16 protein-coding genes and 1 riboswitch are annotated in these 12591 nt (G+C 68.2%); of the genes, 11 read left to right on the top strand and 5 right to left on the bottom strand.

Features of this window, described 5'->3' with window-relative positions; genetic code table 11:
• Positions 1-29 precede the first annotated feature (29 nt).
• The 6 genes from SA87_RS04510 to SA87_RS04535 all read left to right on the top strand — a co-directional run bounded on the left by SA87_RS04510 (position 30) and on the right by SA87_RS04535 (position 4276).
• The gene (locus tag SA87_RS04510) at positions 30-1118 is read left to right on the top strand and encodes a M24 family metallopeptidase (protein ID WP_066441575.1); all 1089 of its coding nucleotides are present in this window, start codon (positions 30-32) and stop codon (positions 1116-1118) included.
• A 160-nt stretch (positions 1119-1278) separates the two neighbouring features.
• Positions 1279-1500, top strand: coding sequence for an alpha/beta-type small acid-soluble spore protein (locus tag SA87_RS04515; RefSeq protein WP_066199782.1), 222 nt, complete (start codon positions 1279-1281; stop codon positions 1498-1500).
• A 149-nt stretch (positions 1501-1649) separates the two neighbouring features.
• Positions 1650-2240, top strand: a complete 591-nt coding sequence (locus SA87_RS04520; protein WP_066199786.1) for a DUF2953 domain-containing protein — start codon at positions 1650-1652, stop codon at positions 2238-2240.
• Entirely contained in the window at positions 2218-2679 is a 462-nt protein-coding gene (gene ytfJ / locus SA87_RS04525) for a GerW family sporulation protein (protein ID WP_066199789.1), read from the top strand. The genes SA87_RS04520 and ytfJ overlap by 23 nt, the downstream gene beginning before the upstream one ends.
• Positions 2680-2852: 173 nt before the next feature.
• A complete protein-coding gene (locus SA87_RS04530) occupies positions 2853-3386 on the top strand; it encodes a hypothetical protein (protein ID WP_066199792.1) in 534 nt (177 codons plus the stop codon).
• Between the two features lie 149 nt (positions 3387-3535).
• Positions 3536-4276, top strand: coding sequence for an enoyl-ACP reductase FabI (locus tag SA87_RS04535; RefSeq protein ID WP_066200248.1), 741 nt, complete (start codon positions 3536-3538; stop codon positions 4274-4276).
• Here SA87_RS04535 and SA87_RS04540 read toward each other — a convergent pair.
• Positions 4263-4784 (bottom strand): GNAT family N-acetyltransferase, encoded by a 522-nt coding sequence (locus SA87_RS04540; protein WP_082718280.1) that lies wholly within the window; start codon positions 4782-4784, stop codon positions 4263-4265. The genes SA87_RS04535 and SA87_RS04540 overlap by 14 nt on opposite strands.
• 67 nt (positions 4785-4851) lie before the next feature.
• Between SA87_RS04540 and SA87_RS04545 the strand changes: the two genes are divergently transcribed.
• Positions 4852-5574, top strand: a complete 723-nt coding sequence (locus SA87_RS04545; RefSeq protein WP_066199795.1) for a hypothetical protein — start codon at positions 4852-4854, stop codon at positions 5572-5574.
• 137 nt (positions 5575-5711) lie between these two features.
• On the opposite strand, the gene SA87_RS04550 is transcribed toward SA87_RS04545, so the two are convergent.
• Together SA87_RS04550 and SA87_RS13465 are read right to left on the bottom strand one after the other, a co-directional pair.
• Positions 5712-6122, bottom strand: a complete 411-nt coding sequence (locus tag SA87_RS04550; protein WP_066199801.1) for a DUF1885 family protein — start codon at positions 6120-6122, stop codon at positions 5712-5714.
• Positions 6123-6222: 100 nt separating this feature from the next.
• Entirely contained in the window at positions 6223-6480 is a 258-nt protein-coding gene (locus tag SA87_RS13465; protein ID WP_066199804.1) for a DUF1450 domain-containing protein, read from the bottom strand.
• A 200-nt stretch (positions 6481-6680) separates the two neighbouring features.
• Between SA87_RS13465 and SA87_RS13095 the strand changes: the two genes are divergently transcribed.
• The gene (locus SA87_RS13095) at positions 6681-6872 is read left to right on the top strand and encodes a hypothetical protein (RefSeq protein ID WP_156423540.1); all 192 of its coding nucleotides are present in this window, start codon (positions 6681-6683) and stop codon (positions 6870-6872) included.
• A 216-nt stretch (positions 6873-7088) separates the two neighbouring features.
• On the opposite strand, the gene SA87_RS04560 is transcribed toward SA87_RS13095, so the two are convergent.
• Positions 7089-8567 carry an aminotransferase class I/II-fold pyridoxal phosphate-dependent enzyme gene (locus tag SA87_RS04560; protein ID WP_066199808.1) on the bottom strand — a complete coding sequence of 493 codons (1479 nt, stop codon included), beginning with the start codon at positions 8565-8567 and terminating at the stop codon, positions 7089-7091.
• Between the two features lie 140 nt (positions 8568-8707).
• Here SA87_RS04560 and SA87_RS04565 point away from each other — a divergent pair, with 140 nt between their 5' ends.
• On the top strand, positions 8708-9157 hold the full coding sequence (locus SA87_RS04565) for a CBS domain-containing protein (RefSeq protein ID WP_066199812.1): 450 nt from the start codon (positions 8708-8710) through the stop codon (positions 9155-9157).
• A gap of 262 nt (positions 9158-9419) precedes the next feature.
• Here the strand turns inward: SA87_RS04565 and SA87_RS04570 are convergent, their stop codons facing one another.
• Positions 9420-10076 (bottom strand): DUF1054 domain-containing protein, encoded by a 657-nt coding sequence (locus tag SA87_RS04570; protein ID WP_066199814.1) that lies wholly within the window; start codon positions 10074-10076, stop codon positions 9420-9422.
• 434 nt (positions 10077-10510) lie between these two features.
• Here SA87_RS04570 and SA87_RS04575 point away from each other — a divergent pair, with 434 nt between their 5' ends.
• Both SA87_RS04575 and SA87_RS04580 read left to right on the top strand, forming a co-directional pair.
• Positions 10511-11104 (top strand): hypothetical protein, encoded by a 594-nt coding sequence (locus SA87_RS04575; protein ID WP_066199816.1) that lies wholly within the window; start codon positions 10511-10513, stop codon positions 11102-11104.
• Positions 11105-11252: 148 nt separating this feature from the next.
• Positions 11253-12248 (top strand): NAD(P)-dependent oxidoreductase, encoded by a 996-nt coding sequence (locus tag SA87_RS04580; RefSeq protein ID WP_066199821.1) that lies wholly within the window; start codon positions 11253-11255, stop codon positions 12246-12248.
• 175 nt (positions 12249-12423) lie between these two features.
• A riboswitch (SAM riboswitch) is annotated at positions 12424-12575 on the top strand.
• Positions 12576-12591 lie beyond the last annotated feature (16 nt).

Genomic DNA, 12591 nt, shown 5'->3' on the forward strand with positions numbered 1-12591 from the left:
TTCTGACGGGGTCGGAAGGAGGAAAAACGGTGGATTATGGGGCTCGACGGGCGGCCCTGGCCGAAGCCTTTTCGGTCCAGGGGGCGCCGGCGCTTCTTACGGATCCGGTGTCGCTCCGCTATTTGACCGGTGTTCGCCTCGAGCCGCACGAGCGGTTTGTCGGCCTCGTGCTTCGGCCGAACCGGGAGGCGGTCTGGGTCGTGCCGGCGCTCGAGGCCGAGGCGGTCCGGGAAAGCGGCCTCGCGGCGATCGTTTACCGGGACGGCGAGGATCCGGTTCAGGCGCTGGCGCAAGCGTTTTTCGGGCCGCCGGCGGCTCTCTTTGTGGAAAAAAGCGCCCTTTCGCTCGCCCGGGCCGAAGCGCTTCAGGGGCGGTTTCCCGGCCTCCGTTTCCTCGATGCGACGCCGGCGGTCGTCCGCCTCCGGCGGAAGAAGGACGCGGCGGAACGCGAGCGGCTCCGGGCGGCGGCGGCGCTCGCGGACGCGGTCCTGGCGGAGGTGCTTCCGGCGATCCGCCCCGGGATGACCGAGCGGGCGGCGGCGGCGCTCCTCGAAGCGCGGGCGCGGGAGCGGGGCGCCGAAGGGCTCGGGTTTCCGCCGATCGTCCTCACGGGGCGGCGGACAGCGCTCCCCCACGGCGTGCCGGGAGAGGTGCCGATCGGCCCGGGGCTTCTTCTCATCGACTTCGGCGTCGTCGTGGACGGCTACCATGCCGACATCACCCGAACGTACTGGCTCGGGGCGCCGGACGGGGGGTTTTTCGACCGCTATCGGGCGGTGCTCTCGGCGCAGGCGGCGGCCCTCCGGGCGATTCGGCCGGGGGCGCCGGTCGCCGAAGCGGACCGGGCGGCCCGGGCGGCGCTTCGGGCGCACGGGCTCGACGGCTTTTTTATTCACCGGCTCGGCCACGGGCTCGGCCTCGCGGTGCACGAGGCGCCGTCGGTCGACGGCGGGAACTCCGACCGGTTTGAGGTCGGGGATGCGGTGACGGTCGAGCCCGGGATCTATCACCCGGAGTGGGGCGGCATCCGAATCGAAGACGACGTCGTCGTCACGCCGGAAGGCCCGGAGATCCTGACCCGTTCGCCCAAGGCGGTGGAGGCGGTCGTCCTGCCGTAGGGCGGCGATTCGCCGTGCGGCCGGATCGTTCGGGTGGCGGCGGTCGCATCGAATGCCAGACGATCCGAAAACGAACTCAAGATGTGGCAGCGGCTTCGGTGAATGAGGCATCTCTTCTCCGCGGATTCTATGGATACACCGCGAGAGGAGGTGAGTGCAGGTGGCCCAGAACTCGCAGCCCCGCAACACGAACCAGCTGGTCGTCCCGGGCGCGGCGGCGGCGATCGATCAGATGAAGTACGAGATCGCCTCCGAGTTCGGGGTGCAGCTCGGCCCGGACACGACCTCCCGGGCGAACGGGTCCGTCGGCGGTGAGATCACGAAGCGCCTGGTGATGTTTGCCCAGCAGCACCTTGCCGGCCAGCAGCCGCAGGGGTTTTAAGCGCATACGCTCGATGAAGCAGGCGGCGGACGGCGTTCGTCGCCTGCTTTTTATCCGGCGGCGCGGCGTCGGCGCGTAAGGGCCGCGCGGGCGGCGGAGGGCGGCCGCCGCCGGCCGAAGGATGGACGCGGGAAAGGGGCGGCCGCGATTTGGCAGGCGGAATCGGGGGGCTCGGCGTCGGTCTGTTCCTCCTTTTTCTCATCGGCATCGGGCTCTGGCGGATGACGATCGAGATCCGGCTTCAGGCGGTATGGCCGACCGGCGGCGCTTTTCGCGGCGCGGCGGAAATCCGTCTGTTCGGCGGTCGCCTCACGTGGCGGCGGGCCGGGGCGCCGGTCGGCGGGCGGGGAGGCGATCCGGCCGATCGCCGGTCGCTCGGGGAACGGCTGAAGGCGTACCGGGGGCTTGGGTGCCGGCTTCGCCCGGCGCTTCGGGCCGTCCGGGTGACGGCGTTCCGCTGGTCGACGGTCGTCGGCACCGGCGATGCCGCCGAGACGGCCCTCGCCGCCGCCGCCCTGTATCAGCTGAAAGCCGCCGCGTGGGTCGGGCTGCACCGCCTGGTCCGGCTCGAGGCGGCGCCGCGCCTCCGCGTCCGGCCGGCGTTTCAGGCGCCGATCTTTACCACGGAGGTCGAGTGCATAGCCCGGGTTCGCCTCGGCGAAGCTATGCTCGCGGCCCTGAAGATCGCGTTCGACGGACGAGGAAGGCGGGACATGCATGGACAGCGCGCATCCCCTTGAAGGCCTGATGGCGAAGGCGCTGGAAAACTTAAAGGGCATGGTCGACGTCTCGACGATCATCGGCGAGCCGGTCGTCACGCCGGACGGGAGCACGGTGCTTCCGATCAGCAAGGTCGGGTTCGGTTTTGTCGCCGGCGGCACCGAATACGACCCGGGCACCGGCGGCCAGGATGCGGCCTTTCCGTTCGGCGGCGGCTCCGGCGGCGGGGTGAGCATCCAGCCGGTCGGGTTTCTCGTCGTCGGTCGATCCGACGTCCGCTTTATCCCCCTCGACCCGCAGGTCCACCTCTACGACCGGCTGATCGACTTTGCCCCGAAAGCCCTCGAACGGCTGCAGACGATGCTCAAAGGCGGGCGAAACGAAACCGGCGCAAGCGGCGGCGGGCTGGACGGCGGCCGGCGGGGCCGGTCGATCCCGGTGGAAGAGGACGAAGCTTGAGGCGGGCGTGGCCGAACGCCGGCCTCGATCGGGGTTCAACCCGGATCCACCCGATGCGAAGCGGGAAGCGGCCTCAAAACGGGCCTTCGCCATCGGTCGACCGTCCAGGCGGAGGGGATGCCCCCGGCGTAGGGGTAAAAAGAGCGCGGCCGGTCGCGCGGTGGGGTGGAGGGATGGATGTGTGGCATGAGTACTCGACCGTCAAGCTCCTCCAGTACCTCATCCCGGCATCGAATTTTTTGTTCGTCGACCGGCTGGGGGAAGACGAGGCGATCTTCCACTATCGCCGGGGGATCTACTTCGTTTACGACGACGGCGCCATCGTCGGCATGCCGAAGCCGAAGCGCTGGGAGACGCTGTCTCTGGCCGACCTGTGGGGGCTTCTTTACCGCTCGCCGTTCGTGAAGGACTACGATGAAGCGGGCATTTTTGACCTGGGGGAATTTTTGAAGGACATCGGCTACGTCGTCGCGACCCGCCGCACGCCCCTCGCGCATCTCTTTACGATCGCGCCGCGGTATGCGCCGGAGGACATCGTGGAAGAGGTTCGGATGGAAGGGGTATCGTTCCCTTTCGCCCTCTACCACGCGATCATGGCCTGCACGCGCCACTACCACCGGAGCAACCGGGAGGTCGAGTACGTCATCACCGGCATCGACTCCTACTCGCTCCCGAAGGAGCGCCGCCTCGGACACACGAAGGGATGACGACTGCGCCGTCGTCGGCGGAAGCCCCTGCCTTGCCGCCGTTCGGCGGCTTTTGTTATACTCGGCCAAGGATCGAAAACGGCCCGGCAAAGCCGCGGCCAGGCGGGGGGAGAGGCGTGGGGCTTTTACAAGACCGTACATACGTCGTCATGGGCGTCGCCAACGAGCGGTCGATCGCCTGGGGCATCGCCCGGGCCCTCGATCGGGAGGGAGCGCGTCTCGTCTTTACGATCCGGAGCCCGCGGCGGCGGAAAAACATCGAGGCGCTCCTTACGGGACTCACGCGCCAGGACGCCCTCGTCATCGAGCTCGACGTCGAGCGGGACGAGGCGATCGACGGCCTCGCCGCGTTTTTGCAAAAAGAAGGCGTCACCGTCCACGGCCTCGTCCATTCGGTGGCGCTCGCCCGGCCGGAGGAGCTGGCCGGCGAGTTCATCGCCACGGGACGGGAAGGGTTTCGCCTGGCCCACGAGGTGAGCGTTTATTCCCTCGTCGCGGTCAGCCGGGCGCTCCGGCCGCTCATGCCGGACGGCGGGAGCATCGTGACGCTCACGTACCTCGGGAGCGAGCGGGTCGTGCCGAACTACAACGTCATGGGCGTGGCGAAGGCGGCCCTCGAGGCGAGCGTCCGTTATCTCGCCTATGACCTCGGCAAAGACGGCATCCGGGTCAACGCCATCTCCGCCGGCCCGATCCGGACCGTCTCCGCCCGGGGAGTGAGCGGCTTCAGCGCCATCCTCAAGGTGATCGAGGAACGGGCGCCGCTTCGCCGGAACATCACGCTTGAGGACGTGGCCGGCGTCGCCGTGTTTCTTCTGAGCGACCTCTCCCGGGCGGTCACCGGCGAGGTGATTCACGTCGACGCCGGGTATCACGTCATGGGGCTTTAGGACCCCGCGGGGGATCGGGGAGGTCGAGTCGGCGATCCCGGACGGCCTCGACGAGGGCCTTTTCCATCGCCTGGTGGGGGATGCCGGCTTCGACGAACGGCGCGCCGACCGGCCGGTAGCCGAGCGTTTCGTAAAAGCCGACGACGGGTCCTTGGGCGTGCAGGTACGCCCGGACGTGCCCGTTTTCTCTGGCCCACGCTTCGGCGGCGTTCATGAGGGCCCGGCCGGCGCCGTTTTGTCGCGCCTCCTTGAGGACGGCGACCCGCTCGACCTTCACCGTCCGGTCGCCGTACGGCCGAAGGCGGAGGCAGCCGAGGGGCCGGCCGGTGGCGGCCTCGGTGAGGAGCGCATAGACGGTCGACGGCTCGTCGTCGTGGACGTCGATCTCGAGGGCTTCCGGCACGCCCTGTTCTTCGATGAAGACGCGCCGGCGGATGAATAGGACCGCCGCCCGCTCGGCGGAATGGCGATCGTCCGGTGCCGAAAACAGTCGCACGCGAAATTTCATCCGTCCGCCTCCCTGGCAAGCACAACTTTTTTCGGAGAAAGAGCGTACAACGGACAGACGGAACACGGTGGAGGCGGATGAAGTGAACCCGAGGCAAACACGGTTTGAAGCGGGCGCGCCGGAACGCTCGCGGTCGTCCTGGTCCCGGGGCTTTCGCCGGGGGATCGTCGCCCTCGGCATCGTCGTTTTGGCGGCGTCTTTCCGGCCGGGCCCGGCGTCGGCCGCCGGCGAGATCGACGTCTCGCGCATCCGGGTCAATGACGAGACGGTCTACGACGCCAAATCCGGTTCGAGCGCCTTTATCGCCAGTTTCGGCGGCCAGGCCCGGTACGCGCTGCAGCAGCTCGCCGCCTTCCTCGGCGTCATTTTTGACTGGGATCCGGCGACGAAAGAGGCCCGTTTCATCAAGCCGGAAGTCTCGCTCCTGGCGCTCAGCTACGCCGGCAAAAACGATCAGGGAGCGCTCAGCCTCTACGGCCCCTTTTCCCTCGTCAAGGCCGGCGAGCGGCTGGAGCGGTTTTTCGTCTACGCCGAGGTGAACAACTTGCCGGAGGCGAACATGGACTTCCGCCTCGTCGCGAGCGCGCCGGGGCGGACGGCGGCCGGCGAGTTCGCCGTCGTGCCGGGAACGGTGCGCCTGCCGGAGCGGGGAGGCTGGATCGTCTTCGAGGTGAAAAACGCGCGTTTCGGCGATCCCGGAAGCTACCGGCTGCAGCTTCAGGTCAAAGGGAAAGCGACCGGCGACCGCTACGTGACGGTCGGCGAAAAGACGATCGTGGCCACGCGTTAGGTCGAGGGGTCGGTCCGGAAACAAAATCCGCCGGCTCCGGGCGGGTGAGCCGCCCCGCGGAAGAACCGTTCCGCAGAAGAAGAAGAACCGTTCCGCGGAAGAAAAAGAAGAGAAAAACGCCGCCGAGGCGGCGTTTTTTACTTTTTCCCGACCGTGAAGTACTGGACGCGACCGTTGAAGAGGAGGAGTTCGGCCTGGTAATGTCTGGCCAGGTAGCGGGCGAGCTCGTTGGCCTTGTTGCTATCGCCCTGGGTGGCGTCGTCGGGCAGGGTGATCTGGACGACGCCGATCCCGTCGACCGTTTGGGCCGTCATGAGGAGGCGCCGGTACATCACCGGATCGTGGCCGACGAGTTCGAGGTACGGGAGGCCGTCTTTTTCTTTTTCTTCGATCCGGTACGGGAAGGCGTAATGGGCGTAGTCCCATCCGAGCTGTTCGCCGGTTTTGGCGAGCTTTTCCCGGTAGGCTTCGAGGGCCGCCTTCAGGGTGGCGAGGTCGACCGTCTCGTCGCCCTTCGGGGTCCAGCGGACGAATGCGCTTTTCGGCATCGGGCCACTCCTTTCTTCCGGGTCGCGGCGGATGGCCGCGGGAAGGCGCCGGTTCGGCGCCGGCGGTCGGATCGCCGGGCGGGGGGACGGACGGCGGCCGTCAGCGGGCGGACGCCTCGGGGCAGGCGGCGCACCGCTCGGCGAGCGCCGCTTCCAGCTCGGCCAGGAATTCGTCGACGTCGTCGCCGAAGATGACTTCCCGGCCGAGGAGGGCGTACGGCGTCACATCGCAAAAGGCGCAGCGATTCTGGCAGTTGGCGACGACGACCGTGAGCCCGGCCGCTTCGGCCAGCGCCCGAACGTCGTCGAGCGCCCGGTAGGCGGCATTGTTTCGGCAGAGGCCAAGAAACTTCGCCATCGCCCTCGGCCTTCCTTCGCGGAGATCATTCCCCATTGTATCATAAGGTCGTCGGGAGAGCCAAAGACGATCGGAAGGAGGACGGCGATGGCGCCGCTTGCGGGGGCCGGGGTGGCTCGGGGACGATCCATTTTTTGCCGTTGACCGCTTGAGGCGGCTCAAGATACAATCAGGATAACCGATAAAGCGCATTCAGCCCGATGAGGATAACACATTGGGGGTGGGGGAACACCGTGGGGCAGTACGTCTGCCGGTCATGCGGCCGGGTCGTCGGTCATTTTGCGTCGCATAAAGTCATCGTCCGCTACGTGCGGCCGGACGGCTTTTGCTCCGTCTGCGGCGTCGAGAAGGCCGCCGGGCGTCCGGCGGCCGTTCGGCTTGTGGAGCGCTGACGCCGGGCCGCCCGGCTTCGGCGGAAGCCCATATGGGGTTGAAAGGGCGCCCTCAGGGGCCGATCCGCAAAACGCCGCCCGAAAGGGCGGCGTTTTCTGTCGCCGTTGGCCTGCCCGATGCGGGGCCTGGCGGAGCGCCGCGCCGGATGCCGGCCCGACGGCGGGCGGCGCCGGACAGGCGGGCCTCATGGCGACGGCGCCGCCAAAGCGGCGCCTTCAGCGAAGCGGCGTCCGCTCCTTGATCACCCGAACGGTGCGGAGCGTCGCGTCCTCCGGGCCGAGGACCGGCAGGCCTTCGGCGAGGTTGGCCCGGATGTAGTCGATGTTGTCTTGCGTGAGGATTTCCCCCGGCATGACGACCGGGATCCCCGGCGGATAGACGAGGATGAACTCGGCCATGATCCGGTCGGCCGCCTCCTCCAGGGGCACCCGCTCCGTCTCGGCGTAGAAGGCGTCCCGAGGCGAAAGGGCGAGGGCCGGCATCTCGGGAAGGAGGATCGGTTTCGGCTTCCGGGCGCCGTTTTGCCGGTGGGCTTCCGAAAGCCGCCGAAGGGCGTCCTTCAGCCGGCGGACGGCGTCGTCGCCGTCGGCGAGGGAGAATAAAAAGAGCACGTTGTACAGGTCCGAAAGTTCCACTTCGATGCCGCCTTCCGCCCGCATCCATTCCTCGACATCGGCGCCGGAGAGGCCGAGGCCGGCGACGTGGACGGTGAGCTTCAGCGGATCGAGGCCGAGGGTCCCCGGCGGGAGATCGTCCGCCTCCAGCGTCCGAAGGCCGGGGATGGTCCGGACGGCCCGCCGGACGGTCTCCGCCCGCTCGATCGCCGCCTGAAGGCGCGCCTCGCCGGCGACGGCGAGTTGCCGCCGGGCGGTGTCCAGGGAGGCGAGGAGGAGGTACGACGTCGACGTCGTCATCAGGAGCGACAGCGTCACCCGGAGCCGCTCCGGCGCAATCCGACGCCCCTGGTGAAGGAGCAGCGAGCTTTGCGTGAGCGACCCGCCGAGCTTGTGCACGCTCGTCGCTGCGGCGTCGGCGCCGCTTTCCATCGCCGACGGCGGAAGCTTCGGGTGGAAGGAAAAGTGCGCCCCGTGGGCTTCGTCGACGAGGACCGGCACGCCGCGGCGGTGGCAGGTGGCGACGATCGCCGGGAGATCGAGGGCGACGCCGTAGTACGTCGGGTGGACGACGAACACCGCCCGGGCGTCCGGGTGCGCCTCGAGGGCCCGTTCGACGGCGTCGGGGCTGATGCCGTGGGCGATGCCGAACGCCTGATCCATCTCCGGGTAGATGAAGATCGGCACGGCGCCGGCGAGGATGATCGCCGAGAGGACCGACTTGTGGACGTTGCGGGGGACGATGATTTTCTCCCCGGGGCCGACGGCGGCAAGCACCATGGCCATGATCGCCGTCGACGTCCCCTGAACGGAGAAAAAGGCGTGTTCCGCCCCAAACGCCTCCGCCGCGAGGCGCTCGGCGTCCCGGATGATCCCCCGCGGCGCGTGCAGGTCGTCGAGGGGGGCGATGTTGATGAGGTCGAGCCAAAACGCCCGCTCGCCGATCCACGCCCGAAACGCCGGATCGGCGCCCCGGCCGCCTTTGTGTCCCGGAATGTGAAACGGATAGCGGCCCCGTTCGACGTGGGCGACGAGGCCGTCGAAAAGCGGCGCGAGCCGCTGCCGATCCTCTGTGCCCATGGGCACCCCCTCTTCCTCTGCGGCATCAAACGACCCTCAGTATAGCAAAGCTTGACCCGCCGAAAAAGGTGATATAATGGAATCGGCTCGCCGCTTGCCGCACGGTGGACGGGGAACGCTCCGAGAAAGGATGGCGATCGATGAACATCGCGTTCTTCCTTTTGCCGAAGGAAGAAGTCGTGTACGTCACCCCCCGGACGACGATGCGACAAGCTCTGGAGCGGATGGAGCACCACCGGTACAACGCGCTCCCGATCGTCGACGCCGACGGCCGCTACGTCGGGACGATCACCGAGGGCGACCTCCTCTTCATGCTGAAGCGGACGCCGGGGCTTTCGTTTGACAACGCCCACACGGTTCGCATCGAGGACATCCCGCAGGTGAAGCGGCACCAGCCGGTCCGGATCGACGCGACGATGGACGACCTCATCAGCCTGGCGATCGAACAAAACTTCGTCCCCGTCGTCGACGAACGGGGCGTCTTCATCGGGATCGTCCGCCGGAAAGAGATCCTCGAATATTGCGCCCAAACGACGAAAGCGCTCTCAAAAGGCGCCGGCGGCGCCGACGTCCGGCGGCCGAAGCCGTAGCGGAGCCGTGCGCCCGGCGGCCGAAGCGGTCCGCCGGGGCGCGTCGCGGCCGGGACGCCGTCCGCCGTATCGGGCCGCCGGAACGCCCTCCGGCCGGGCCGCCGTCCGCCGTATCGGGCCGCCGGAACGCCCTCCGGCCGGGCCGCCGTCCGCCGTATCGGGCCGCCGGAACGCCCTCCGGCCGGGCCGCCGTCCATCCGGGCGCCGTGCCGCGAGGGCGCTCCCCCGCCGCGATGCCTCCTCCGTCCGCCGGAACGGGGGCTTACCCGGAGCGGGGGGCGTCGATGCTCAGGGCGATCCGGTAGAGGCGAAAAAGCGGTCTGGCCGTCGCCTCCGCAAAGGCGACGAGGTCCGCCCCCTCCGCCTTTTCCCGGGGAAGGATGCGGCCGACGAGGAGCTCGGCTTTTTTCACCGTCATGGCCCGCCGGAAGGCCTGTTCGAGCTCTTCCGCTCCGAGGGCGTCGTGGCGGACGACGTCCGGCGCCGTGTGGTCGAAAGACCAGACGAAATCCCCCGGCACGAGGCGGACGACATCGTCCAGCGCCTCCAGCCAGCGCCTGGCCCATGCCGGTTTGAAAGGGCTTTCATAGATGGCGGCGAGCCAGAAAAACGCGTGGGTCGGCCAGAGGCCGAACTGAAAGTGAAGAAGCTTTTTGTACCCCCGGGGGTCGGAAGAGAAGGCGACCCACGTGTCGTTCGGCGGGTTGACCGTCCGGCGGGCGTGCTTGGCGATGTGGACGTGCATCGGCTCGCCGGCGCCGGCGGCGAGCATCGGCGCCACCGCTTCCGCGAAGGCGCGAAAGATCGGCCGGATGTCCCGTTCGATGGCCGCCATGCGGGCTTCAAGGCCCGGAACCAGGAGGGCATCGAAGGCCTTGGCGTCGAGGGCGGGGCGGACGCCCGCGGGGTGCTCCGACATGTTGGTCCTCCTTTCGCAGAAACATTCGCCTGCGACCGCCCCCTCTGCCGGTCCGGGCGCCGTTCGGCGCGGGGCGCCCGGTGCCTTCGAACGATCGAGCAGGGCGGGTCCTTTCTGTTTCCTTCGACCGACCGGCCGGCGGATCGCCAGGTGCCTTCCTGCCGGCCGGCGGGTCGGCCGGCGCCGTCCGGCGGGCGAACGGTTCGCCGTATCGACACCGTATCACAACGGCCGGGCTGCCGCAAATTCCCCTTGCAATCCCGCGCCGAGCATAGTAAGATAGATGTACTCCAATCGTAAGAATTCCCTGAACGGATTTCCAGAAATTGGGAATCCTTCCGCTCCGCCGCTGGAAGCGGTGATTCGGCGGGCCCGCCGGTCCGGTCCGGCCGGCGGTTGCCGGCATCCAAGACGGGAGAAGGGGGGCGAACGGGGTGCTGGCGTACATGCTCGAAGTCTCCGACGTGGACCTTTTTTGCACGGAGGAGCAGATGGAGGAACTCCTCCGGGATCTGAGCGCGCGCGGCGTCGCCTATACCGCGGAACGGAGCGAGACGTCGCAGATCATCCGCCTGGGCGGAGCGGAAAACATCACCCTCGAATTCCGCCTCCGGGAAGACGGGTACAAGCTCCTCAATCGGCGGTTGACGTTTCATGACCCTGTGATTGCCGAAATCTTTCGTGACTTTGTCGTTCGATATAAAGGCCACGCGACGATCAAGCTGTATCGGTCCGACACCCTCTACATCCATCACGTCCAGTACGGCGAGGTCGTCCGCATCACCGAAGTGTCCGGCAATCAGCGGAAGGTGCTTCTGGACAAGAAAGAGACGGTCACGATGGAAAAGGTCATGCAGATGTTCCTGCTGAGCGAGATCGAAAACCGGATCCCGAAGCTCCGGGAAGCGATCGACGCCGAGCTCGACCGCCTACGGGAAGCCCTTGCCGCCGGCGATGCGGCGGGCATCCGGGCGAGCAAGGAACGGCTCAAGAAGCTCCGGCGGGAGATGCTCCTCTACGAGGTCTGACCGCGCGCCGAACGGAGAGCCGCCGCGTACAAAAAGAGGGCGGCGGAAGCGGGCGCGCGTTTTTTGTCCCGTTCGGGTCTCTTTGGGTTCGTTTGTTGTGTTCGCAAAAAAGTTCCGTGTCCGCGAAAAAAGGCGCCGAGGTGGGAGCATGCGGATCGGGTTCATCGGGCTCGGCACGATGGGCCGGCCGATCGTCGCCCGCCTGCTCAGGGCGGGGTACGCTGTCGTCGTTCACAACCGGTCCCGGGGAGCCGTCGAATGGGCCGTCTCTCAGGGGGCGGTGGCGGCGGACTCCCCGGCGGCGGTCGGCGGGGCCGCCGATGTCGTCATGACGTCGCTTCCGTACCCGGAGACGGTCGAGACGGTCTACTTTGGGCCGGGCGGCGTCCGCGAAGGGGCCCGGCCGGGGCAGATCTGGGTCGACCTCAGCACGATCGCGCCGGCCCACGCCGAAGCGTTTTACGGGCGGGCGAAGGAGCTCGGCGTCTTTTTTCTCGATGCGCCGGTCTCCGGCGGGCCGATGGGCGCCGAGGCGGGGACGCTTACGATCATGGTCGGCGGCGACGCCGAAGCCTTCGAGCGGGTTCGGCCGGTCCTCGCGGCGTTCGGCCGGATGATCGTCCATCTCGGCGGCCCCGGCAAGGGTAGCGCCGTCAAGCTCATCAACAACCTCCTCGTCGCCGTGCACACCGTCGCCCTGTCGGAGGCGTTCGTCCTCGGCGCAAAGGCAGGCGTGGATCCGGCGGTCCTTCACGCCGTCCTCAAGGCGAGCACCGGCCACAGCTTCATGATCGACCGGACGATCGATCTCATCCAGGATCGGGATTTTGCCCCTCGGTTCAGCATCGCGCTCCTGCACAAGGACGTCCGTCTGGCGCTCCAGTTTGCCGAGGCGATGGACGTGCCCCTCGCCCTCGGCGCCCAGGCGCAGGCGCACCTCGTTCGGGCGATGGCGGAAGGACACGGCGGCGAGGACGTCGCCGCCCTCATCCGTCCCCTCGAGCGGACGGCCGGCGTTTCCGTGGTGCGGGGGGAGCGGGCCGGCGACCGGACGAAAGCCGACGGGGCGGGCGCCGACGGGGCGGAGGCTCTTTGCGCCGGCCGTGAAAGCGGCGAATCCGAAGCCGACGGTCGAAGCGCGTGAGCGGCCGGCGCCGGGGCCGCCGGGACCCCCGAGCGGTGCCGTCGAACGGGGGAAAACCCCTGCCGGTACCGCTTGACAGCGGCACCCGGAAGCCGTACAATAGGCGCAAGATTCGCGGAGCCAGAAGCTCTGGGCACAACCGAATCGATGCGCCGCCCGTTTGTTCGGCGGCACCTTCTTATCGAGAGCGGCGGAGGGACTGGCCCGATGAAGCCCGGCAACCTTCCCGGCGCGGGGAGCCGAGAGGCCTCCTCGCCTGCGGGCGCACGGTGTGCCCCGGGAAAGGTGCCAACTCCTGCGGCCGCACCGGCGGCCGAAAGATAAGAAGGGGGTGCGTTCTTTT

This window comes from Hydrogenibacillus schlegelii (genome assembly GCF_001653195.1).
Lineage (GTDB): Bacteria > Bacillota > Bacilli > Thermicanales > DSM-22653 > Hydrogenibacillus > Hydrogenibacillus schlegelii.